Raw genomic sequence first — 21,256 nt, 5'->3', positions numbered from 1 at the left:
TTCCTCCCATGGGGTGTTCAGTAGGCGGCGAGGCCGCGTACGGCCGCCACGACCTTGTCGACGGTGGGGATGACCTCCTCTTCGAGTGCGTCGGCGAACGGCAGGGGCACGCACTCCCCCGCCACCCGCCTGACCGGCGCGTCCAGCAGAGCGAACCCCTCGTCGGCGACGACCGAGACGACCGTCGCGCCCCAGCCGCCCTGGTACGGGTTTTCCTCCACGGTGACGAGCCGCGAGGTCCTGCCGAGCGAGGCGAGCACGGTACTCATGTCCAGCGGCACCAGACAGCGCAGGTCCACGACCTCGGCCTCGATGCCCTCGCGGGCCAGGACATCGGCGGCCTTCAGTGCGACCGGCACCATCGAGGCCAGGGCGACGAGCGTGACGTCGGCGCCCGCACGGACGACGGCGGCGCGGCCCAGCTCGACGACGTGGTCCGGCGGCGGGGTCGCTCCCTTGGTGGCGAGCAGCGCCTTGTGCTCGAAGAAGACGACCGGGTCGTCGCTGCGGATCGCCGCCGCCATCATGCCGATCACGTCGGCGGGGGTCGCAGGTGCCGCGATCTTCAGGCCGGGGATCGTGAACGCCCAGTTCTCGGTGGCCTGGGAGTGCTGGGCGCCGAAGCCGAGCCCGCCGCCGTTGGCGGTGCGCACGACGAGCGGGACGGTGACCTGACCGCCCGTCATGTACCGCACCTTCGGGATCTCGTTGGCGAGGTAGTCCCAGCAGCAGGCCAGGAAGTCGGAGAACATGATCTCGGCGACCGGCCGCATCCCGGTCATCGCGGCACCCATGGCGGCCCCCACGATGGCCTGCTCGGATATGGGCGTGTCCCACACCCGCTCGGGCCCGAACTCCTTGCGCAGCCCGACGGTCGTCTTGAACACCCCACCCGCCTCGCCGATGTCCTCACCCAGGCATACGACCGTGGGATCGCGCCGCATCTCCCGCGCGATGCCCTCGGCGACCGCCTCCCGGTAGCTGATCACGTCCGCCACGCCGCACCTCCGTCGGCCCATACGTCGCTCAGCGCCTCGCGCGGATCGGGCGCGGGCCCGGCCTTCGCGGCCTCAACGGCCTTCTGCACGACGGCCGTTGCCCGGTCGTCCGCCTCACTGACCACGGCCTGGGACACGCCCATCGCGACAAGCCGCCCGCGCGCCAGGTCCAACGGATCGCGCTTCAGCCACCGTTCGACCTCCTCGGCCGGACGGTAGGTGGCCGGGTCGGCGCGGCTGTGCCCGAAGTGCCGGTAGGTCTCCGCCTCCAGCAGCGCGGGCCCGTCCCCCGCCCGGGCCCGCCCCGCGAACCGGGCCACCGCCTCCTGTACGGCGACGACGTCGTTGCCGTCCACCACCTCGCCCGGGATGCCGTACGCGGGCGCCCGGTCGGCCGCGGGCCGGGGCACCGCCGTGACGTCGGCGATCGGGGTGTACTCCATGTACAGGTTGTTCTCGCAGACGAACAGCACGGGCAGCTTCCATACGGCGGCCAGGTTGAGGGCCTCGTGGAAGGCGCCGATGTTGGTGGCGCCGTCGCCGAAGAAGGCGACCGCGATCTGCTCGGTGCCGCGCAGCCGGGCCGACCAGGCGGCGCCGGCCGCCATCGGGAGGTGGGCGCCGACGATGGCGTAGGAGCCGAGCATGCCGGTGGCCGCCTTGGTCAGGTGCATGGAGCCGCCCTTGGCCTTGCACAACCCCGTGGCCCGGCTCATGAGTTCGGCGAGGCACTCCTCGGGGGTGGCGCCGCGTGCCATGGCGTGGTGGTGGCCCCGGTAGGTCGCGAAGACGTAGTCGTCGGGGCGCAGGGCGGCGCTCGCGCCGACGGCGATGGCCTCGTGTCCGGCGGCGAGGTGGGTGGTGCCCTTGACGAGGCCCTGCAGGAACAGGTCGTGGGCGGCCTTCTCCGTACGGCGGATGACGGCCATCTGCTCGTAGGCGGCGAGGAGTTCGGCCGGATCCATCAGCGCGTCCCGTCGCCGCGAGAGGTGTTGAGGTGGGACTGCGCCTCACGGCGGGTGTTGAGCTCGCCGCCCACCGTCCAGTACTTGCGGCCCGCCACCAGCAGTTCCTCCGCCGGGAACTTGGTGATGACCTCGCAGCCGTCGGCGGTGACGACCAGTTCCTCCTCGATCCGGGCGGCGGACCAGCCGTCGGCGGCGGGCCAGTAGGTCTCCAGGGCGAACACCATGCCTTCTTCGAGGACCTCGGGGTGGTCCAGGGAGACCAGTCGGCTGAAGATCGGCTTCTCCCAGATCGACAGGCCGACGCCGTGGCCGTACTGGAGGGCGAACGCGGCGGTCTCGTCGGCGAAGCCGAACTCCTCGGCGCGCGGCCAGACTTCGACGATGTCGGCCGTCGTGGCACCGGGGCGGACCAGGGCGATGGCCTGGTCCATGTACTCGCGGCAGCGGACGTAGGCGTCGCGCTGGGCGCTGGAGGCGCTGCCGACGGCGAACGTGCGGTAGTAGCAGGTGCGGTAGCCGAGGTGGCTGTGCAGGATGTCGAAGAAGGCGGGGTCGCCGGGGCGGATGAGGCGGTCGCTGTAGACGTGCGGGTGGGGTGAACAGCGCTCGCCGGAGATCGCGTTGACCCCTTCGACGTACTCACTGCCCAGGTCGTACAGGACCTTGCTGACCACCCCGACGCACTCGTTCTCGCGCACGCCGGGCCGCAGATAGCCGTACAGCTCCTCGTACGCCGCGTCGACCATGGCGCAGGCCTGGGTGAGCAGGGAGATCTCGTCCGGTGTCTTGATACGGCGGGCCTCCAGGAAGACCTGCTGTCCGTCGACCACCTCGATGCCCTCGGCGCGCAGGGCGGTGAGGACCGGCATCTCGGCGACGTCGATGCCGAGCGGCTCGCCCGCCAGGCCGTGTTCGCGCAGCTCGGTGGCGATCTTCGCGGCGACGTCCTGGGCTATACCCGCGTCCGGGTGGAAGGCGCCGCGCAGCGTGGAGATGCCGGCACGGGCGCCGGTCGGCGGGCCGCCCTCCTTGCCGTCGCTGTAGTCGAGCCACGGGTTGTAGAGCTGGTGGTGCCGGGCGGCGGAGCCGAAGTCCCAGACGATCGGTTCGCCGCCACGCACCAGCAGGGCGAAGCGGATCAGCTTGTCCATCGCCCAGGTACCGATGTGCGTGGCGGTCATGTAGCGGATGTTGGCGAAGTCGAAGCTGAGCACCGCGCCCAGCTCGGAACGGTTCAGGGTCTCGTTGAGTCGGGCCAGCCGCTGCCCTCGCAGCCGGTCCAGGTCGACGCGCTCTTCCCAGTCGACGGCGTTGGGTCCGAATGTGCGGATCGCCATGGCGAACACCCCCGCTTCGGAGTGAACGACCGCACGCGGCGAGTGTCAAGTGTCACTGAACACGAACCAGACGCCCACGGCCGGTACGTCACCATCATTGCGGTAGCGGTGCGGGGTCGTCGACTCGAAGCAGACCGCGTCACCGGGGCGCAGCGTGTACTCGTCGAAACCGAGGGTGAGGATCAGCTCGCCCGAGGTCAGCCAGCCGTACTCGGTGCCCGCGTGGCGCATGAGGCCGCCGGAGCTGGAGGAGGCGCCGCCGGGGCGGTAGGTCACCTGCAGGAAGTCGACATCGGTGCCGGGAACATGGCCGAGACGCTCCCACACGACACCCGAGTCCAGCTCCAGCACCTCCCGCTCGTCCGGGGTGACCAGGGGGCCGATGCGGCGGTGGGGGTCGGCGGCGAAGGCGGCCAGGGCGTGCAGGACGGTGCCGGGCGCAGCTGCCGCCGAGGGCACGGCCGCGGCCTCGCCCGCCTCGAAGAGGGACTCGACGGAGATGCCGAGGGCGGTCGTGATGGCGTACAGCGTGCTGACCGAGGGCTGGCTCTTGCCGTTCTCGATCTGCGAGATCAGGCTCGCCGAGACGCCGACCTCGCGGGCGAGCCCGCGCAGGCTGAGCCCTCGCGCGAGGCGCGCCTGCCGGATCCGTGCACCGAGCGACGGCACGGCGGCAGGTGACACGGACGGTCTCCTCTCCCGTACCCGGAGTGTGCAGCACCATTGAACAACCGAGGCGGGCCCGGACGCCAGATACGTGCGGACGTCTGCGGTAGGCGCGCGCACGTCGTCCACAGAGAAGTGAGTGCGGGTCGGCCGGCCGAAGATCAGCCGGATCCTCGGCTGCGCGCCGACATCGTCACCCTTCAGCCCTACGGCCGTCTTCGCCCGTCGCCCGTCAGGACTTCCCCGCCGGAAACACCGCCCGCACCTCCCACCCCACGCCGCCGCGCGGCCCGGCGTGCAGTTCGCCGCCCAGTGCGGTCACCCGCTCTTTCAGGCCGACGAGGCCGAAGCCGCCGCCGTGCGCGGCCGCCGGGAGTTGGGTGCCGCCCCGTCCGTCGTCCGCGACCGACACCTCCAGGCGTCCGGTGTCGTCCCGCAGGCGGACCTCGATGTGCGCGGCGTCGGCCGCGTGGCGCCGGATGTTGGTCAGCGCCTCCTGCACGACCCGGAAGGCCGCGGCCTGCACCTCGTGGGGCAGGTCGTCGGAGACGGCGGGGTCGCGGCGCAGGGTGACCTGCTGGACCGGGCTGGCGAAGCCGTCGGTCAGGTCGGCGATGCCCGCCAGGTCGCCGACCGGACGGCGTTCGGCCGCCTCCTCATCGGTGTCGCGCAGCACGCCGACCGTGCGGCGCATCGAGGCGAGGGCCTCGGTGGCGGCGCGTTCGATACCGGCCAGAACGGGGTCGAGGTCCTGCGGCTGGGGCTGCGCCATCATGCGGGCCATCTGCGTCTGCACGAGGATCCCGGTGACATGGTGGGCGACGAAGTCGTGCAGGTCGGCGGCGATGGCGACGCGTTCGGCGCGCCGGGTCTCGCTGACGGCGAGGGTCCGCCGGTAGTCCATCGTGCGCAGGTACACGGCGAGCCCGGCGAAGAGGCCGATCAGCACCAGGCCGGCCACCACGAAGCCCAGCACGGCGGGGTCCAACGGCCCGAGCGACCGAACCGGCAGCAGCAACAGTGCGCCCACGTCGAGGGCGCCGCACCACCAGGCCGCACGCGGCGGGCACTGCCGTACCGCGATGAACAACAGGCACAGCAGGATCACGGCCTCACCGGGACCGAAGACGTTCGCCTTCAGGGTCACCAGCGACCCCACCGAGTACAGGGCGGAGACGAGGGCGGGCACGGCGGTGCGCACCTGGGGCGTGAGCCAGTCCGGCCGCCGCCCCTCCGGCCACAGCACTGCGGCCAGGCCCACCAGCAGAACACCCAGGGTCGGCCAGACCGGGCTCGCCGTCGGCAGGACGCTCGTCCCGTCGGAGCCGGCGGAGAGGACGTCGACGACACACGCGGCCAGCAGGACGCCCACGGCGAAGCCCCGGGCGCAGCCGCGGGGGGAAACGGACTTCATGCCGATCACGGTAGGCGAGGCCGTGCTCGGCGGGATCGGCCGATCGGCCGAGGGGCCGGTCGCTGACGCCGACCTTATGGCCGAGGCGCGCGCCCGGGCGCGGGGGCGAAGGTGGAGCCGCATCCTCACCACGGACATCAGGAGTACGCGATGCAGCGCAGCAAGTTCCTCGTCGGCGTCGTCGGCGGCGTGACCGCTGTGGTCGCGCTGGGCGGCCTCGGTACCTATCTGCTCTCCGGCACGGAGTCGACCAGCAGCCTGGACGAGTACAGCACGGTGTCGGTGGACGGCCACCGGGCGCTCGCGGCGAAGGTGGTCGCGGGCCGCACCGAGAGCAAGATCCACCCGCTGCCCTGGGTCGGCGACAAGGTTTCCGGCATCACCTGCCCGACCGGCCTGAAGGCCGTGGCCGGAGCCACCATCACCTGCACCGGCAAGAAGAGCGACGGCGCGACCGTCGACATCCCCGTCCGTGTGACCCAGGCCGACGCGAAGAGCGTCACCTGGAAGTTCGAGCGCTGAGAAGGGCCACGACACACCATGAGCACCGTTCTGGCCGGGTACGGCCTCGTCAAGAAGTACGGCTCCACCACCGCCCTGGACGGTGTGGACGTGGAGGTCCGTGAGCGCAACTCGCTGGCGATCATGGGCCCGTCGGGGTCCGGCAAGTCCACCCTGCTGCACACCCTCGCCGGGATCATCCGGCCCGACGAAGGCCGAGTGCTGCTGCGCGGCGAGCGCCTTGACGACTTGGGCGAGAACCGGCTGAGCGCGCTGCGCCGCAAGCGGTTCGGGTTCGTCTTCCAGTTCGGCCAGTTGCTGCCGGAGCTGCCCGCCGAGGAGAACGTCGCCCTGCCGCTGATGCTGGAGGGCATGCCGCGCAAGCGGGCTGTGGCCCGGGCCCGCCGCTGGTTCGCGCCGCTGGGCCTGGACGGGCTTGAGCAGCGCCGCCCCGGGCAGCTCTCCGGCGGACAGGCGCAGCGCGTCGCCATCGCCCGCGCGCTGGCCGTCGAGCCGGACGTCGTCTTCGCCGACGAGCCCACCGGCGCGCTGGACCAGCGCACCAGCACCGAAGTGATCCAGCTCCTGACCTTCGCGACCCGGGACACGGGCGCCGCCCTGGTGATGGTCACTCATGACGCCGACGTCGCCGCCCACTGCGACCGCGTCCTCCAGGTCCGGGACGGCCGGATCAGCAACTACAGCCAGTTCACGGTCGCCTGACCCCGCCTTCCCCCCCCCCGGAGCCCGCCATGCGTTCCCCCGTCCTGCCCCTGACCTGGCACCTGACCAGATCCTCCGGCCGCCGCGGCCTGCAGAGCCACCTCCTGGCGGCCGGGGCCGCGGCCGTCGGCGCGTTCGTGATGCTGGTGATCATCGCCGCCACTCTCGGCGCCGGCACCCGCGCCGGCCACACCACCTGGCGCACCCCGGACGCCGTACCGGCCGAGCGGGCCACCGCGGTCCAGGCACTCGCCACGACGTACGTCCGCCAGGAGCCCGTCACGGTCGTCTCCCTGGCCCAGCTCTCCGGCCGCAAGCAGACGCCCGCGCCGCCCGGCCTGAGCTCCTTCCCGAAGCAGGGCGAGGTGTACGTGTCCCCCTCCCTGGCCGAGCTGCTGCACAAGCTGCCGACGAACCAACTCGCCGACCGTTTCCCGAAGGTGACGTCCTACGGCACCATCGGCACCGCCGGTCTCGCCTCCCCCGACGAACTCGTCGCCGTCGTCGGACGGGCGCCGACCGACCCGGCCGTCTCGAAGGCCGCCGGGGACACCTCCTCCTGGTTCGACATCGCGCAGACGGAGCACGCGGAGATATCCGGGTTCGGCGGCGACACGGCGAGTGTGTTCACCGCCGCGGACCAGGGAATCGCCGTCATGGGTGTCGTCCTGCTCGCGATGCCCGTCGTCGTGCTGTCGGCGGCTGCCGGACGCCTCGGCGCGGCCCGGCGCGAGCAGCGGCTCGCCGCCCTGCGGCTGGCCGGCGCGACCCCGCGCCAGATCATCGCCATGACCGCCCTGGAAGCGGTGGCACTCGGCGCGGCCGGGGCGCTGACCGGGGCGCTCGCGTACGTGCTGTCGCTGCCCGCGCTCGCTCAGGTGCCGTTCGGTGTCGGCACCTGGTACGTCGGCACGTTGTGGGTCGGACTGCCCTGGCTGGCGACGGTCGTGGTCGCGGTCACCGCCCTCATCACCGTCAGCGCGGTCTCGATGCTGCGCCAGGTCGCCACCTCGCCCCTCGGCGTCGCCCAGCAGGCCGACCCCCGGCGCACCCGCATGATCCGCCTCGCCTTCTTCGCGGCGGCGCTGGCCGTCATCTTCATGTTCAGCGGCGGGGGCCTGCAGGCGAAGCAGGCCGTCGCCCTGCTCCTGCTGTTCTACGGCGCGTTCTGGCTGTTCGGCCCCTGGGTGGTGGACCGGCTCGGCCGCCTGGTGAGCCGGTTCGCCAAGCGTCCGGCGACCTTGCTGGCCGGCCGCCGGCTCAGCGACGACCCGCGCGGCGCCTGGCGAACCGTCAGCGGACTGGTGCTGGCCGGGTTCGCCGCCGGGTTCTTCGCCGTCAGCCTCCTCGGCGCCGACACCTCCCAGTACCGGGGCCAGGTCGCCGTGACCACGGCCCACGCCTCCGAAGCCCGGCACACCGCGGCCCAGGCGCGCACCCTGCTGCACCGGGCGGGCGTGACCGCGACTGTCACCACCGGCCGCGCCGACGCCTACGACAACCTCCTCGGCGGCGGCCCGGGCGTCATCGCCCACGTCGAGGGCGGCCAGGAGCAGCTGGACACGGCCGTCACCGCCCTCACCCCGCTCGGGGCGGGCCGGCTCCCCTACGGCCAGGACTACGCCGGCGGCTCGGACAAGGCCACTTTCGACCGCCTGGACGCCGTCACCATCGGCACCCTGGCGCTGAGCTTCCTCGTCGCCGCCACCTCCGCCGGTCTGACCGCCGCGGCGAACGTCCTGGACCGGCGCCGCGTCTACGGTCTGCTGCGGCTGGCGGGAACCCCGTTGAAGGTGCTGGACAAGGCACGGGTCCGGGAGACCGTCATCCCCCTGGCCGTCCTGGCCGGCGGCACCACCGCCATGGGGGCCTACGGCTCCTACCAGCTCAACAAGGCGGCCGGCGCCACGATCAACACCACCGGGGCGATCGAACTCGTCGTCTGTGTCGTCGTCGGCGCGCTCGCCATGTTCGCCGCGATCTCCGGCAGCCGACCGCTGCTGCGGAAGGTGACCGCCGACCCCGCACAGACCGCCGACTGAGACCCGACCGACCGCCGAGGGGCCTGCCCGCAGCTGGGGGCCAGCCCCTGCGTGAACCCCGTAGGGCATGATCGAGCCATGACCGTCCCGACCCCGCCCGGCGCGCCCATCCGCGTCCTCATCGCCGACGACCAGGAGATGGTCCGCACCGGCTTCCGCTTCTTCCTCAACGCCCAGCCCGACATCACCGTGGTCGCCGAGGCCGCCGACGGCGAGGAGGCGGTGGCGCTGGCCCGGCGGGAGCGGCCGGACGTGTGTCTGCTGGACATCCGGATGCCGAAGCTGGACGGCCTGGAGGCGACCCGGCTGCTGGCGGGTCCCGACGTGGCGGACCCGATGCGGGTGGTCGTGGTGACGACGTTCGACCTCGACGAGTACGTGTACGGGGCGCTGCGCGGCGGCGCGTGCGGGTTCCTGCTCAAGGACTCGGGGCCTACTCTCCTCGCGGAGGCGGTCCGCGCCGCCGCGGCCGGCGACTCGCTGGTCTCGCCGTCGGTCACGGTCCGCCTGCTCAAGCACGTCACCGCCCCGCAGACCGTCTCCGCCGCCCCGGCGAAGCCCGCCCCGCCCACCGAGCCCCTGACCGACCGCGAGCTCGACGTCGTCCGGCTGGTCGCCCTCGGCCGGACGAACGCCGAGATCGCCGCCGAGCTGTACGTCTCCCTGTCCACGGTCAAGACGCACCTGTCCAGCGTCCAGCTCAAACTGTCCGCCCGGAACCGCGTCGAGATCGCGGCCTGGGCCTGGCAGCACGGATACGGGCAGCCCGGCACGTGACGCGTCGGGCCTGCCGGCCGCGCTCACCCGAACGGGCCGGTGCCACTGGTGGGCCGAGAGGGCCGGTGGTGCGCTGAGGGCACGTGTCCCGTGTCCTCTCACGTACCCCGCGTCCTCAGGAGACCCGCAATGAGCCGTCGTCCTTCCCGCCCCGTCCGTGTCGTCGCCTCGGCTCTGGCGGCAGGCGCGCTGCTGACCACCGCGGCCTGCTCGGACGACGGCGCCGGAACCGGAACCGGATCACGGGCCTCGGACGTCTCCGCGTCACCGCTCGCCCGCAAGCAGCCGACCTCCTCTCCCAGCCCCGTCCTCACCGAGGCCGGCGCACAGGCGGCGCTGATCACCGAGGCGGACATCGAGGACGAGTGGACGCAGGTCAAGGACACCGAGGCCGAGAACTGGCACGACAGCCTGCTCATCGGCACGGTCGACGTCTCGGACTTCCTCACCGCCAAGGCCGACGCCGCCGACTGTCAGCGGCTCATGGACTCGCTCTACGACGACGACCTGCTGGGCAAGCCGTCGGGAGCGAACGCGCTGCGCGGCTTCACGCAGGACGACTCACGTCTGCTGTACCAGGTCGCCTCCTACGACCGGAGCGACCCGCAGGACTCCTTGAACTGGATGGCGAAGCTGCCGGACGAGTGCGACCAGTTCACGATGACCGAGGACGGCGAGGAGCGCACCGTCCAGGTCATCGAGACCACGCTGCCCGACGTGGGCGACGCCCGTGAGGGCCTGCGCCTGACGGTGCAGGGCAGGACCGGCGGCGAGGAGGCCACGCTCACCCTGGACGTGGCCGCCGTGCGCGTCGGCAACGACGCGATCACCGTCACGGCGGGCGGGCTCGACGGGGACGAGCACGACTCCGTCGAGCAGGCGGTGAAACTCGGCACCCAGCGCCTCGAGGACGTCCTGGCCGGGAAGACGCCCGCCGCGAGCCCCAGTGAGATCGAATAGCACGGCCGGCGGCTCTCTCCCACCCGCCGACAACCGCACGCCAACAGCCCTGCCGGCTCTGCCGATTCCCAGGACAGCGTGATCAACCGAAAGGCACAATGGCGGCGATGGCCGGTTTCGGTCGTTCGTGCGAGGAGAGGACGAGTCGTGAGTGATGGCCACACCCCGTCGGGCGGGTCGGCGAGGCTGAACACCGGTGTGGCGCACAACGCGCGCGTGTGGAACTACTGGATCGGCGGCAAGGACAACTACGAGGTCGACCAGCAGGTCGGCGAGCATGTCGCCGGGATGTTCCCGATCATCCGGGACATCGCCCGCGCCGACCGCGAGTTCCTCGGCCGTGCGGTGCGCTTCGTGGCCGAGGAGCGGGGCGTACGGCAGTTCCTGGACATCGGCACCGGACTGCCGACGGCGGAGAACACCCACGAGATCGCCCAGCTGGTCGCGCCCGACTCCCGGATCGTGTACGTCGACAACGACCCGATCGTCCTCGTGCACGCCCGTACGCTGCTGACCGGCACCCGCGAGGGCGTCACCGCCTACATCGACGCCGATGTGCACGACCCGGACGCCATCATCGAACGCGCCGGGCAGACCCTGGACTTCACCCAGCCGGTCGCCGTGATGATGCTGGGCATCCTCAACTTCGTCCTGGACTACGACAAGGCCCGCGAGATCGTGCGGCGCGTCCTGGCCGCGGTCCCCTCCGGCAGCCTCCTGGTCCTGACGCACCCGACCTTCGACTCCGAGCTCGGCGGCGAGGGCCAGATCCCGGCGATGAAGTTCTGGAACGAGAACGCCACGCCGCCGATCACCGCCCGCAGCGGCACGGACATCGCCGCCTTCTTCGACGGGCTGGAGCTGCTGGAGCCGGGCATGGTGGCCTGCTCGCAGTGGCGCGCCTCGGGCTCGCCCGCCCCGGTGCCGCAGTACGGCGCGGTGGCCGTGAAACCCTGACGCCCAGCGGGGACCGCCCGGACCGGCGCGGACCGGCCGAGCTCGAGGAGAGCGTATGACCACCCTTGCCGACCCCGTCCCGGGAGGACGCCCCGGTGACGTCGAACGGGCCGGTGCGCTCAGCGGCGAGCTGTCCGGGCGGGGCGTGCACGGGATCGTCCTGGCCTACGTCGACACGGCGGGCATCGGCCGGGTGAAGACGATCCCGACGGCGAAGCTCGCCTCGGCGGCGGCCTGGGGCGTCGGGATGTCGCCGGTCTTCGACACCTTCCTGGCGAACGACTCGATCGTCACCACCGACGTCCTCGGCTCCCCGGACGGCGATCTGCGCCTCTACCCCGACCTGGACCTGCTGGCGGAGCTGTCCGGTCAGCCCGGCTGGGCGTGGGCGCCGGTCGACCGGATCACCCAGGAGGGCGAGCGGCATCCCGCGTGCAGCCGTACCTTCCTGCGGCACACCGTCCAGAAGGCCGTCGACCGCCACGGCGTCACCTTCCAGGCGAGCATCGAGATCGAGTGGGCCGTCGGCCGACCGCCCGGTGCCGACGGCGAGTTCGTGCCGGCGGTGTCCGGCCCGGCGTACGGCGCCACCCGCCAGGTCGAGTTGAGCGACTGCGCGGCCGATCTGCTGGCGGCGCTCGCGCGGCAGGGCGTGGAGGTCGAACAGTTCCATCCCGAGTACGCGGCCGGGCAGTTCGAACTCTCCGTGGCCGCGCTCGACCCGGTGGCGGCGGCCGACCGCAGCGTGCTGGTGCGGCAGACGATCCGCGCGGTCGCCCAGCGCCACGGGTTCGCGGTGTCCTTCGCCCCGGCGGTCCACGGGCAGGGCGTCGGCAACGGCGGCCATGTCCACCTCTCCGCCTGGCGCGACGGCGTGAACCTGCACGCGGGCGGCGACCGCCGCCACGGCATGCGCCCCGAAGCCGAGTCGCTCGCGGCCGGCATCCTCACCCACCTCCCCGCCCTCACCGCGGTGACCGCGCCGAGCCCGGCCAGCTATCTGCGCCTGCGCCCCTCCCAGTGGGCCGGGGTGTTCACGGCCTGGGGCCACGAGACACGGGAGGCCGGGCTGCGCGTCGTCACCGGCACGGCGGGCCATCGCGCCCAAGCCGCCAACCTGGAGATCAAGCCGGTGGACCTGGCCGCCAACCCGTACCTCGCCCTCGGCTGCCTGATCGCCGCCGGGCTGGACGTGCTGACGTCGGGGGCGCGGTTGCCCCAGGAGATCACCGGGGATCCGGCACATCTGGGCGCGGACGAGGCGACGGCCCGTGGTGTCCGCAGGCTGCCGACCTCGCTGGGCGAGGCCGTCGAGGAGTTCCGCACGAACGAGCCGCTGCGTGCCGCGCTGGGCCCGGTCCTCACCGACGCCGTGATCGCCGTACGACAGGGCGAACTGAGCGCCGTCGCCGGGCTGGACGACGACCAGGTGGCGGCGACGTACCGCTGGAAGTACTGACATGAGCGCCACAGGGCCGGTCCACGAGACGCTCGCCGCGCTGCCGCTGGTGGACCATCACTGCCACGGGGTCGTCACCGCCGACCTGGACAGGGACGGCTTCGAGTCCCTGCTCACCGAGGGCGGGCCCTGGCCCGGCATCTCGCCCTTCGACACCCCGGCCGGCGTGGCCGTACGCCGCCACTGCGCACCCCTGCTCGATCTGCCGCGCCACGCCCCCGCCGACGCCTACCTGACCCGGCGCGCGGAGCTCGGCGCGCACGAGGTGAACCGCCGGTTCCTGACCGCCACCGGAACCGGGACGTTCTGCGTCGACACCGGGTACACCCCGCACCGCATCACCACACCCGCGGAACTGGCGGAGACCGCCGACGCGACCGCGTACGAGGTGGTGCGACTGGAAACGGTCGCCGAAGCGGTAGTGGCCGAGGGAGTCGAGCCGGACGCCTACGCCACCGCCTTCCGCACGGCCGCCGAGGAGGCCGTACGACGTCCGGGCGTGGTGGCCGTGAAGTCGGTGGCCGCCTACCGCACCGGCTTCGACCTGGACCCGGCACCCCCCTCGGCGGCGGAGGTCACCGAGGCGGCCCGGCACTGGCCGGCGAACGGCGGCCGGCTGGCCGACCCGGTCCTCGTACGGCACCTGCTGTGGACGGCGGTCGACCTGGGACTCCCCCTGCAGCTGCACACCGGATTCGGCGACAACGACATCCGCCTGCACCGGGTGGACCCCACCCACCTGACGGACTGGCTGCACCTCACCAAGGGCACGGTCCCCGTCCTGCTCCTGCACTGCTGGCCGTACCAGCGCCAGGCCGCCTACCTGGCAGCGGTCTTCGAGCAGGTGTACCTGGACGTGGGCCTCACCCTGCACCACGTCGGCCCCGCCCGGTCCGGGGCGATCCTGGCGGAGGCGCTGGAGATCACGCCGTTCCGCAAGCTGTTGTACAGCTCCGACGCGTATGGTCTGGCCGAGTTCTACCGGCTCGGCGCACTGGCGTTCCGCCGCGGCCTGGGCGACCTGCTCCAGGACCGGGTGGACGCCGACGAACTGAGCCTGCCGGACGCGCTGCGGATCGCGGCGTGGACGGCCGGCGACAACGCCCGCCGCCTCTACGGACTTCCCGCCCCCGAACCCGTCCCCACGCCCACCCCTGCCACAGAACCCCGTCAGCCCCGCGACTGAGCGTTCGCAATTCCCGGAAAGTATGATCAAGCAATGTCTGACATGACCGAAACCACGCCCGGCTGGCTGTCCCCCGACGAGCTGGAGATGGCACGCGCGCGCATGCCGATCCTGTACGTCGAGGCCGTACCCGTGCGCGTCGACGACAGCGGCGAGGTCACCAGCATCGGCCTCCTGCTGCGCATCGGAGCGGACGGAACGGTCAGCCGGACCCTGGTCTCCGGCCGCGTGCTGCACCACGAGCGCGTCCGTGACGCCCTCCTGCGCCACCTGGAGAAGGACCTCGGCCCGATGGCGCTCCCGCGCGTCCCGACCTCCCTGCAGCCGTTCACCGTCGCGGAGTACTTCCCGACGCAGGGCATGACGCCGTACCACGACCCGCGCCAGCACGCGGTGTCCCTCGCCTACGTCGTCCCGGTCACCGGCGACTGCCGCCCCCGCCAGGACGCCCTCGACCTGGTCTGGTTCAGCCCGCAGGAGGCCCTGTCACCGGCGGTGCAGAGCGAGATGCCGGGCGGCCACGGGGTGCTGCTGAAGCAGGCGCTGGCGCATGTGGGCTGCGTGATCTGACCGCCGAGGGGACGTGGGGCGAGGCTCAGGTGGGGCCGGAATTGGGCGAAGGCCCGGTACCGGCCGACGGCTCACTGCTGGGCCCGCCCACCCCGGACGGGAGGATCGGCGTCTGAAGAGGCGGTGCGACAGGGCGCCCGAGCGGGGCGATCCGTGCCGAAGCCGCGACCGACGCCACAAAAGCAACCAGCGGGTCTGCCATGATTGGCAAACCCGCTGGTCGACACCGTCGGGACGACAGGATTTGAACCTGCGACCCCTTGACCCCCAGTCAAGTGCGCTACCAAGCTGCGCCACGTCCCGGTGCCGTCTGACCTGGGGTTTCCCCCGGCCGAACGCGCATGGAAACAATACCGCACTCGGGTCGGTGGTCGCGCACTCCTTTATCCGGGCAGGCCCAACTCGGGGTGCGCATCCAGCAGGCGCGACGGTGCGGCCTGGCGCCAGGAGTCGGCGAGGATGTCGCGCAGTTCGTCCTCGTCCTCGATGGCGGCGAGCCGGGCCCGCACCCAGGCGAACTGCGCCTCGTGGTCGGCGATCCAGAACTTCTCCGGCTCGGCCAGGACGAGTTCGTCGCGCTCCTCCTTGGGACAGCGCACCGCGAGGGAGGTCTCGTCCTCGGGCAGCGTGGCGAACATCTTGCCCGCGACCCGGAACGTGGGCATGCTCCAGGCGATCTTCTCCGTCGTGTCCGGCAGAGAAAGGGCGATACGGCGTACGTCTTCGGCATCCGGCATGAGACGCACGGTAGCGGCCGACACTGACAATCACCTGGTGAGAGAGGCCGGTCCACCCCCCGCCCCCACGAAACGGGCCCTGAAGCTGAAGTTCATGAACGAAATACTCACGCCCAGGCCAGGCAATCCCCCTTGGCGTACCGCTTGTTCGACCCGGTGTCGATCAACGACGGCGAGTGTTCCAGGCGGCACTGACAATCGGGCGACCGGTCACAGGTACTTGTAGTAGATCGTCGTGGGCCGCAGAACTCCGGCCGGGCTCGCCGCGTAGTCGGGGATCACCCCGGCCCGGGTCCAGCCGGCCGAGTCGTACAGGCGCTCGGCGAGGCTGTCGGTCTCGGTGTCCAGGTGGAGGAGGGTGACACCGGCGCCGATCGCCGCCTCTTCGGCGGTCGTCAGGAGTCTGCGGCCGAGGCCCTGTCCCCGCGCGTCCCGGCGCACCATCAGCTTGACCAGTTCGGCCCGGTGGCGGCTGTTCGGTTTGTCGGGGAAGTCCAGGCTGACCGTGCCGACGGTTCGCCCGCCCTCCTGCGCCACCCACACGGCCAGCCGCCCGGCGCCGACGCCGGCCGCGCGCTCCTTCCACCAGGCCATGGCCGCCGTACGGTCGAGAGGGGCGAGGAAGCCGACGGAGGCACCGTCCTGCACGGTGTCCACCAGCAGGTCGGCCAACTCCTCGATCCGGTCCAGCAGTTGGGCCTCGTCCAGTCGCGTCACGATCATGGCAGCACCACCGCCAGCACGTACCGCACCGCTTCGGGCCCCGCGCACCGGAACCGCGTCGGCCCCCACACCCGCATCCGCAGACAGTCCCCGGCTCCGAGGCGGTGCTCGGCCTCCTGAACCGTCACGCCGAGCTCCCCTTCCAGCACCCAGATGTGCTGTTCCAACCCCGGTACGGGCGGCCGGTCGTAGGCGATGTCGGCGCCCCCGATGAGCCGCCCCTCGACGAGTTCGGCGCGCAGCCCGGCGTGCGGCGGCGACACGGACCGTCGTACGAATCCGGAGGCGCGGTCCTCCCACACCGGCTGTTCGGCCGTCCGCACCAGCAGCGCGGGCTCGGACTCGACCTCGCTGAGCAGTTGGGACATGGTGCGGCCGTAGACGTGGCACAGGCGGTTCAGGAGCGAGGCGGTGGGGCTGATCTCCGCCCGCTCGGCCCGGGACAGGGTCGAGCGGCTGATGCCGGTGCGTTCCGCCAACTCGCCGAGGGACCAGCCGTGTTCGGCCCGCAACTCGGCCAAGCGGGCGCCGAGGCGGGTGTCGACCGCGCTCGGGTCTGCATCATCGTCCGCGTGTTTCATATTCGGGACGGTATCCCACATATGAAACGGTGACGTTACGGCAGGCTCACTCCCCCGCCACCTCCTCGAGCGCCTCCAGCACCGGCCGGATCAGCGGGTGCTCCTCGGCACCTCGCCGTACGGCCGCGAAGACTCGGCGCGTGGGCGCCACCCCGTCCACGGGCCGGACGACGACGCCCGTGAGGTCCATGCCGCGCAGCGCCGAGCGCGGTACGAGCGCCACTCCCGCGTCGGCCGAGGCGAGGGCGACGACGGCGCGGAAGTCGTCCGAGGAGTGTTCGAGGCGGGGCAGGAATCCGGCGTTCTCGCAGGCCAGGACGACCACGTCGTGGCAGGGGTTACCGGGGTACGGGCCGATCCACGAGTCCTTGGCCAGCTCGGAGAGCGGGACCTCGGCCGCGTCGGCCAACCGGTGGCTCACCGGGACGACCGCGTCGAAGGGCTCGGCGTACAGCGGTACGTGGGCCAGGCGTGGGTCGTCGGCGGGCGGTGCCCCCCGGTACTCGACGGCCACCGCGATGTCGACCTGCCGGTCCAGCACCATCGGCAGGCTGGCGTCGCCCTCGGCGTCCTGGACGCGGATGCGGATACCGGGGGACGTCCCGGCGAGGCGGGCCACCGCCGGTGCGACGACCAGGGCGATGCCGGTCGCGAAGGAGGCGACCGTGACCGTGCCGGCCGCGCCCGAGCTGTACGCCGCGAGCTCGGCCTCCGCGCGCTCCAGCTGGGCGAGGACCGCGTTGGTGTGGCTGAGCAGGATCTCGCCGGCGGGGGTGAGCCGTACGCCCTTGGCGCCGCGCTCCACCAGGCGGTGGCCCGTCTCCTGTTCGAGGGCCGTGAGCTGCTGGGAGACCGCCGACGGGGTCAGATACAGCGCGGCGGCAGCCGCCGTCACCGTACGGTGGTCGGCCACCGCACGGAGGATGTGGAGCCGCCGCGCTTCGATCATGGGATCGATTATCGCAATATGTCCGGGCCGGCCGGACGTCAGGCTTCCAGTTCCGCCCGGGCCGCGACGAAGGCGTCGACGGCACGGTTGACGTCGTCCGTCGAGTGCGCGGCGGACAGCTGGACACGGATGCGGGCCTGGCCCTGCGGCACGACCGGGTACGAGAAGCCGATCACGTACACACCCCGCTCCAGCAGCAGCTCCGCCAGTCGGCCCGCCTTGGCCGCGTCGCCGATCATCACGGGCGCGATGGCGTGCTCGCCGGGGAGGATCTCGAAGCCCTCCTCGGTCATCCGGCGGCGGAACAGCGCGGTGTTCTCGTTCAGCCGCACGCGCAGGTCGTCCGCGGACTCCAGCAGGTCGAGAACCTTGAGCGAGGCCGCCGCGATCACCGGGGCCAGCGTGTTCGAGAAGAGGTACGGCCGCGAGCGCTGGCGGAGCAGGGCGACGATCTCGGCCCGGGCCGCCACGTAGCCGCCGGACGCGCCGCCGAGTGCCTTGCCGAGGGTGCCGGTGATGATGTCGACGCGGTCCATGACGCCGTGCAGCTCGGGCGTGCCGCGGCCGCCGGGGCCGACGAAGCCGACGGCGTGCGAGTCGTCGACCATGACCATGGCGTCGTAGCGGTCGGCGAGGTCGCAGATCTCGCGCAGCGGGGCCACATAGCCGTCCATGGAGAAGACACCGTCGGTGACGATCAGCCGGCGCCTCGCGGACTGCGCCTCCTTCAACTGGCTTTCCAGGTCGGCCAGATCGCGGTTGGCGTAGCGCAAGCGGCGGGCCTTGGACAGGCGGATGCCGTCGATGATCGACGCGTGGTTCAGCGCGTCGGAGATCACCGCGTCCTCCGGGCCGAGCAGCGTCTCGAACACGCCGCCGTTGGCATCGAAGCAGGAGGAGTACAGGATCGTGTCCTCCTGGCCGAGGAAGGCGGACAGCCGCGCCTCCAGCTCCTTGTGCACCTCCTGCGTGCCGCAGATGAAGCGGACCGAGGCCATGCCGTAGCCCCAGCGGTCCAGTGCCTCGTGGGCGGCGGCGATCACCTCGGGGTGGTCGGCGAGGCCGAGGTAGTTGTTGGCACAGAAGTTGAGGACCTCGCCCGGGCGGCCGCCCGCGGTGACGCCGACGGTCGCGGACTGCGGGGTGCCGATCACACGCTCGGGCTTGTGCAGGCCGGCGGAGCGGATCTCGTCGAGGGTGGCGCGCAGGTCGTCGCGCACGGAGTCGAACATCGGAAAGCTCCTGAAGGTGCTTGCGGGTGAGGGCAGTTACGTGGTGAGTTACGCGGTCCAGTCGAGGATGACCTTGCCGCCGCGGCCGCTCGCCGCGTCGGCGAACGCCGCCTCGAAGTCGCGGTAGCCGTACCGGCCGGTGATCACGGGGGCCAGGTCGAGGCCGCCCTCCAGCAGGACGGACATCGCGTACCAGGTCTCGAACATCTCGCGGCCGTAGATGCCCTTGACAGTGATCATCGAGGTGACGATCCGGGCCCAGTCGACCGGGAACTCCTGCGCGGACAGGCCGAGCATGGCGATACGGCCGCCGTGCGTCATGTTGGCGATCATGTCGCGCATGGCCTCGGCGCGGCCGGACATCTCCAGGCCGATGTCGAAGCCCTCGCGCAGGCCGAGTTCACGCTGTCCGTCGGCGATGCTCGCCTGCGACACGTTCAGCGCGAGGCTCACGCCGATCTTGCGGGCCAGCTCCAGCCGTTCCTCGCTCACGTCGGTGATCACGACATGGCGCGCACCCGCGTGCCGGGCCACCGCCGCCGCCATCAGGCCGATCGGACCGGCGCCCGTGATCAGGACGTCCTCGCCGACCAGCGGGAACGACAGCGCGGTGTGCACGGCGTTGCCGAACGGGTCGAAGATCGCTGCGACGTCGAGGTCGACCGGCACGCGGTGCACCCAGACGTTGGCGGCGGGCAGAGCGACGTACTCGGCGAAGGCACCGTCGCGGCCGACGCCGAGGCCTATGGTGGCCCGGCACAGGTGGCGCCGTCCGGCGAGGCAGTTGCGGCACTTGCCGCAGACGAGATGGCCCTCACCGCTCACCCGGTCACCCACGGCGATGTCCGCGACGTCACGGCCGGTCTCCACGACCTCGCCGACGAACTCGTGCCCGACCACGAGCGGGGTGCGGATCGCCTTCTGGGCCCAGCCGTCCCACGCCTGGATGTGCAGATCGGTGCCGCAGATGCCGGTGCGCAGCACCTTGATCAGTACATCACCGGGGCCGACGGCCGGTTCCGGGACGTCCGCGAGCCGGAGCCCGGGCTCCGCTTTCTCCTTGACCAGCGCCTTCAACGCAACGGCTCCTGTGCGTGAGTCCCGGCTGCGGGCATGCCTAGGGAGCCCGCAGCGTGGGAGGAGGGTGGAATCGCAAAGGAATCTGCCGTACGGCGGCGCCCAGGTCCATCGAGGATTTCTTAAGCGGCGCCACAGCTTTCCTTCACGCCCTCCCGCGCGCCCCTCTCACCCCCGCTGCCCGCCCTCGAAGTACGCGATCAGCTCGGGGTCCAGCGGTGGCACCTCGCATACGACTCCTCCCGTCCGCAGCGACTCGGTCGCCCCGAACCCGGCCGCCACCGCCATCCGGGCGGCCACCGGCGAGGTGTCGGTGCGCCCTCCCTCCCGTACGAACCGCAGGAACTCGTCGATGATCAGCGGATCGGCGCCGCCGTGCCCGGTGTCCGTGTCCTGCACGGCATCCGCCACCGGATACTCCGCATCGGCCTGTGCGCGGTGGACGGAGCGCCGGGAGTTCCACACCCGCACCACTGCCCCGTGCCCGTCCCCGAAGTTCTCCAGACGGCCCGCGTCACCGATGACGGTGTAGTTGCGCCAGTAGTCGGGGGTGAAGTGACACTGCTGGTAGGCGGCCAACACCCCGTTGTCCAGGCACATGTTGACCAGCGACACATCCTCGACGTCGATGGTGGGGTTGAGCGCCCGCTGGGTGTGCGGCGGCCAGTGGCCGTCCTCCGTGTACCAGTCGGCCGCCTTCGGCTCGCCCGGCGCCCGTCGGTGTGGGTTGTCGCCGTACACCATGAGGTCGCCGAACGCCTGCACGCGGCGCGTGTACCCGCCCGCGAGCCAGTGCAGTACGTCGATGTCGTGGGCGCCCTTCTGCAGCAACAGGCCGGTGGTGTACCGGCGTTCGGCGTGCCAGTCCTTGAAGTACCAGTCGCCGCCGTAGCCGACGAAGTGGCGCACCCAGACTGTCTTGACCTCGCCGATCTCGCCGCGTTCGACGATGTGGCGCATCAGCCGGACCACCGGCATGTGCCGCATGTTGTGCCCGACGTACAGCCGCGTCCCGGTCTCGTGCGCGGTGCGCAGGATGCGGTCGCAGCGCTCGACGGTGATGTCCAGGGGCTTCTCGACGAACACGGGCTTGCCCGCACGCAGGGCCTCGCAGGCGAGGTCGGCGTGGGTGTGGTCCGGAGTGAGGACGAGCACGGCGTCCACGTCCGGTGCGTCGATCACCTTGCGATGGTCGTCGACCGTGTGCACGCCGGGAATACGGGCCGCGGCGTCGTCCCGTCGCGCCGGGTCGGGGTCGGCGACGACGGTCACGCGAGAGCCGTGGCCGGGGCGGTGCGCGGTATGGGCGAGGGAGCCGCGCAGGCCGAAGCCGAGGGCGCCGAGACGCAGGTCGGTCATGGTGTCCCTCCTCTGTGAGAGATCCGAGGCGGTCCGAGCC

21 protein-coding genes and 1 tRNA gene are annotated in these 21,256 nt (G+C 71.9%); 9 read left to right on the top strand and 13 right to left on the bottom strand.

Annotated elements, in window-relative coordinates; translation table 11 throughout:
- Positions 1-17 precede the first annotated feature (17 nt).
- The 5 genes from PBV52_RS42580 to PBV52_RS42560 form a co-directional block, all read right to left on the bottom strand.
- Complete coding sequence (locus PBV52_RS42580) at positions 18-998, bottom strand: alpha-ketoacid dehydrogenase subunit beta (RefSeq protein ID WP_274246447.1); 981 nt, start codon at positions 996-998, stop codon at positions 18-20.
- Complete coding sequence (locus tag PBV52_RS42575) at positions 986-1,963, bottom strand: thiamine pyrophosphate-dependent dehydrogenase E1 component subunit alpha (protein ID WP_274246445.1); 978 nt, start codon at positions 1,961-1,963, stop codon at positions 986-988. The genes PBV52_RS42580 and PBV52_RS42575 overlap by 13 nt, the downstream gene beginning before the upstream one ends.
- Positions 1,963-3,303, bottom strand: a complete 1,341-nt coding sequence (locus PBV52_RS42570) for a Xaa-Pro peptidase family protein (protein WP_274246443.1) — start codon at positions 3,301-3,303, stop codon at positions 1,963-1,965. The genes PBV52_RS42575 and PBV52_RS42570 overlap by 1 nt, the downstream gene beginning before the upstream one ends.
- A 45-nt stretch (positions 3,304-3,348) precedes the next feature.
- Positions 3,349-3,987, bottom strand: a complete 639-nt coding sequence (locus PBV52_RS42565; RefSeq protein ID WP_274246441.1) for a helix-turn-helix domain-containing protein — start codon at positions 3,985-3,987, stop codon at positions 3,349-3,351.
- A 214-nt stretch (positions 3,988-4,201) separates the two neighbouring features.
- Complete coding sequence (locus PBV52_RS42560; RefSeq protein WP_274246439.1) at positions 4,202-5,383, bottom strand: sensor histidine kinase; 1,182 nt, start codon at positions 5,381-5,383, stop codon at positions 4,202-4,204.
- Positions 5,384-5,533: 150 nt separating this feature from the next.
- Here PBV52_RS42560 and PBV52_RS42555 point away from each other — a divergent pair, with 150 nt between their 5' ends.
- From PBV52_RS42555 to PBV52_RS42515, 9 genes are all read left to right on the top strand, one after another.
- The gene (locus PBV52_RS42555) at positions 5,534-5,905 is read left to right on the top strand and encodes a DUF4333 domain-containing protein (protein WP_274246437.1); all 372 of its coding nucleotides are present in this window, start codon (positions 5,534-5,536) and stop codon (positions 5,903-5,905) included.
- Between the two features lie 18 nt (positions 5,906-5,923).
- Positions 5,924-6,607 carry an ABC transporter ATP-binding protein gene (locus PBV52_RS42550; protein ID WP_274246434.1) on the top strand — a complete coding sequence of 228 codons (684 nt, stop codon included), beginning with the start codon at positions 5,924-5,926 and terminating at the stop codon, positions 6,605-6,607.
- Positions 6,608-6,636: 29 nt separating this feature from the next.
- Positions 6,637-8,649, top strand: coding sequence for an FtsX-like permease family protein (locus PBV52_RS42545; protein WP_274246433.1), 2,013 nt, complete (start codon positions 6,637-6,639; stop codon positions 8,647-8,649).
- Positions 8,650-8,727: 78 nt separating this feature from the next.
- A complete protein-coding gene (locus tag PBV52_RS42540; protein WP_274246431.1) occupies positions 8,728-9,426 on the top strand; it encodes a response regulator transcription factor in 699 nt (232 codons plus the stop codon).
- Positions 9,427-9,555: 129 nt separating this feature from the next.
- Complete coding sequence (locus tag PBV52_RS42535; RefSeq protein WP_274246429.1) at positions 9,556-10,386, top strand: hypothetical protein; 831 nt, start codon at positions 9,556-9,558, stop codon at positions 10,384-10,386.
- Positions 10,387-10,533: 147 nt separating this feature from the next.
- Positions 10,534-11,343, top strand: coding sequence for an SAM-dependent methyltransferase (locus PBV52_RS42530; protein WP_274246427.1), 810 nt, complete (start codon positions 10,534-10,536; stop codon positions 11,341-11,343).
- A 55-nt stretch (positions 11,344-11,398) separates the two neighbouring features.
- Positions 11,399-12,802, top strand: coding sequence for a glutamine synthetase family protein (locus PBV52_RS42525; protein WP_274246426.1), 1,404 nt, complete (start codon positions 11,399-11,401; stop codon positions 12,800-12,802).
- 1 nt (position 12,803) lies between these two features.
- Positions 12,804-13,988, top strand: a complete 1,185-nt coding sequence (locus PBV52_RS42520) for an amidohydrolase family protein (protein WP_274246425.1) — start codon at positions 12,804-12,806, stop codon at positions 13,986-13,988.
- 42 nt (positions 13,989-14,030) lie between these two features.
- Positions 14,031-14,558 carry an NUDIX hydrolase family protein gene (locus PBV52_RS42515; RefSeq protein ID WP_274249922.1) on the top strand — a complete coding sequence of 176 codons (528 nt, stop codon included), beginning with the start codon at positions 14,031-14,033 and terminating at the stop codon, positions 14,556-14,558.
- 229 nt (positions 14,559-14,787) lie between these two features.
- Here the strand turns inward: PBV52_RS42515 and PBV52_RS42510 are convergent.
- The 8 genes from PBV52_RS42510 to PBV52_RS42475 all read right to left on the bottom strand — a co-directional run bounded on the left by PBV52_RS42510 (position 14,788) and on the right by PBV52_RS42475 (position 21,216).
- A tRNA-Pro gene (locus PBV52_RS42510) sits at positions 14,788-14,861 on the bottom strand.
- Positions 14,862-14,941: 80 nt separating this feature from the next.
- On the bottom strand, positions 14,942-15,295 hold the full coding sequence (locus tag PBV52_RS42505; RefSeq protein ID WP_274246423.1) for an MmcQ/YjbR family DNA-binding protein: 354 nt from the start codon (positions 15,293-15,295) through the stop codon (positions 14,942-14,944).
- A gap of 210 nt (positions 15,296-15,505) precedes the next feature.
- Entirely contained in the window at positions 15,506-16,018 is a 513-nt protein-coding gene (locus tag PBV52_RS42500) for a GNAT family N-acetyltransferase (RefSeq protein ID WP_274246421.1), read from the bottom strand.
- A complete protein-coding gene (locus PBV52_RS42495) occupies positions 16,015-16,599 on the bottom strand; it encodes a helix-turn-helix domain-containing protein (protein ID WP_274246419.1) in 585 nt (194 codons plus the stop codon). Before PBV52_RS42495 ends, PBV52_RS42500 begins: the two co-directional genes overlap by 4 nt.
- Positions 16,600-16,645: 46 nt before the next feature.
- Positions 16,646-17,548, bottom strand: a complete 903-nt coding sequence (locus PBV52_RS42490) for a LysR family transcriptional regulator (protein WP_274246417.1) — start codon at positions 17,546-17,548, stop codon at positions 16,646-16,648.
- A 38-nt stretch (positions 17,549-17,586) separates the two neighbouring features.
- Complete coding sequence (locus PBV52_RS42485) at positions 17,587-18,780, bottom strand: glycine C-acetyltransferase (protein WP_274246415.1); 1,194 nt, start codon at positions 18,778-18,780, stop codon at positions 17,587-17,589.
- A 48-nt stretch (positions 18,781-18,828) separates the two neighbouring features.
- Positions 18,829-19,857, bottom strand: a complete 1,029-nt coding sequence (tdh, locus tag PBV52_RS42480) for an L-threonine 3-dehydrogenase (protein ID WP_274246413.1) — start codon at positions 19,855-19,857, stop codon at positions 18,829-18,831.
- A 168-nt stretch (positions 19,858-20,025) separates the two neighbouring features.
- The gene (locus tag PBV52_RS42475) at positions 20,026-21,216 is read right to left on the bottom strand and encodes a Gfo/Idh/MocA family protein (protein ID WP_274246412.1); all 1,191 of its coding nucleotides are present in this window, start codon (positions 21,214-21,216) and stop codon (positions 20,026-20,028) included.
- Positions 21,217-21,256 lie beyond the last annotated feature (40 nt).

This window comes from Streptomyces sp. T12 (assembly GCF_028736035.1).
GTDB lineage: Bacteria > Actinomycetota > Actinomycetes > Streptomycetales > Streptomycetaceae > Streptomyces.
Note: the sequence above shows the minus strand (reverse complement) of the source record. Positions and strands in the feature narration are given on the sequence as shown.

Coding starts and splice junctions, on each gene's coding strand:
- PBV52_RS42575 (WP_274246445.1), bottom strand. CDS start 1,963: ATGGATCCGGCCGAACTCCTCGCCGCCTACGAGCAGATGGCCGTCATC.
- PBV52_RS42570 (WP_274246443.1), bottom strand. CDS start 3,303: ATGGCGATCCGCACATTCGGACCCAACGCCGTCGACTGGGAAGAGCGC.
- PBV52_RS42560 (WP_274246439.1), bottom strand. CDS start 5,383: ATGAAGTCCGTTTCCCCCCGCGGCTGCGCCCGGGGCTTCGCCGTGGGC.
- PBV52_RS42555 (WP_274246437.1), top strand. CDS start 5,534: ATGCAGCGCAGCAAGTTCCTCGTCGGCGTCGTCGGCGGCGTGACCGCT.
- PBV52_RS42550 (WP_274246434.1), top strand. CDS start 5,924: ATGAGCACCGTTCTGGCCGGGTACGGCCTCGTCAAGAAGTACGGCTCC.
- PBV52_RS42545 (WP_274246433.1), top strand. CDS start 6,637: ATGCGTTCCCCCGTCCTGCCCCTGACCTGGCACCTGACCAGATCCTCC.
- PBV52_RS42540 (WP_274246431.1), top strand. CDS start 8,728: ATGACCGTCCCGACCCCGCCCGGCGCGCCCATCCGCGTCCTCATCGCC.
- PBV52_RS42535 (WP_274246429.1), top strand. CDS start 9,556: ATGAGCCGTCGTCCTTCCCGCCCCGTCCGTGTCGTCGCCTCGGCTCTG.
- PBV52_RS42525 (WP_274246426.1), top strand. CDS start 11,399: ATGACCACCCTTGCCGACCCCGTCCCGGGAGGACGCCCCGGTGACGTC.
- PBV52_RS42520 (WP_274246425.1), top strand. CDS start 12,804: ATGAGCGCCACAGGGCCGGTCCACGAGACGCTCGCCGCGCTGCCGCTG.
- PBV52_RS42515 (WP_274249922.1), top strand. CDS start 14,031: ATGACCGAAACCACGCCCGGCTGGCTGTCCCCCGACGAGCTGGAGATG.
- PBV52_RS42505 (WP_274246423.1), bottom strand. CDS start 15,295: ATGCCGGATGCCGAAGACGTACGCCGTATCGCCCTTTCTCTGCCGGAC.
- PBV52_RS42500 (WP_274246421.1), bottom strand. CDS start 16,018: ATGATCGTGACGCGACTGGACGAGGCCCAACTGCTGGACCGGATCGAG.
- PBV52_RS42495 (WP_274246419.1), bottom strand. CDS start 16,599: ATGAAACACGCGGACGATGATGCAGACCCGAGCGCGGTCGACACCCGC.
- PBV52_RS42490 (WP_274246417.1), bottom strand. CDS start 17,548: ATGATCGAAGCGCGGCGGCTCCACATCCTCCGTGCGGTGGCCGACCAC.
- PBV52_RS42485 (WP_274246415.1), bottom strand. CDS start 18,780: ATGTTCGACTCCGTGCGCGACGACCTGCGCGCCACCCTCGACGAGATC.
- PBV52_RS42475 (WP_274246412.1), bottom strand. CDS start 21,216: ATGACCGACCTGCGTCTCGGCGCCCTCGGCTTCGGCCTGCGCGGCTCC.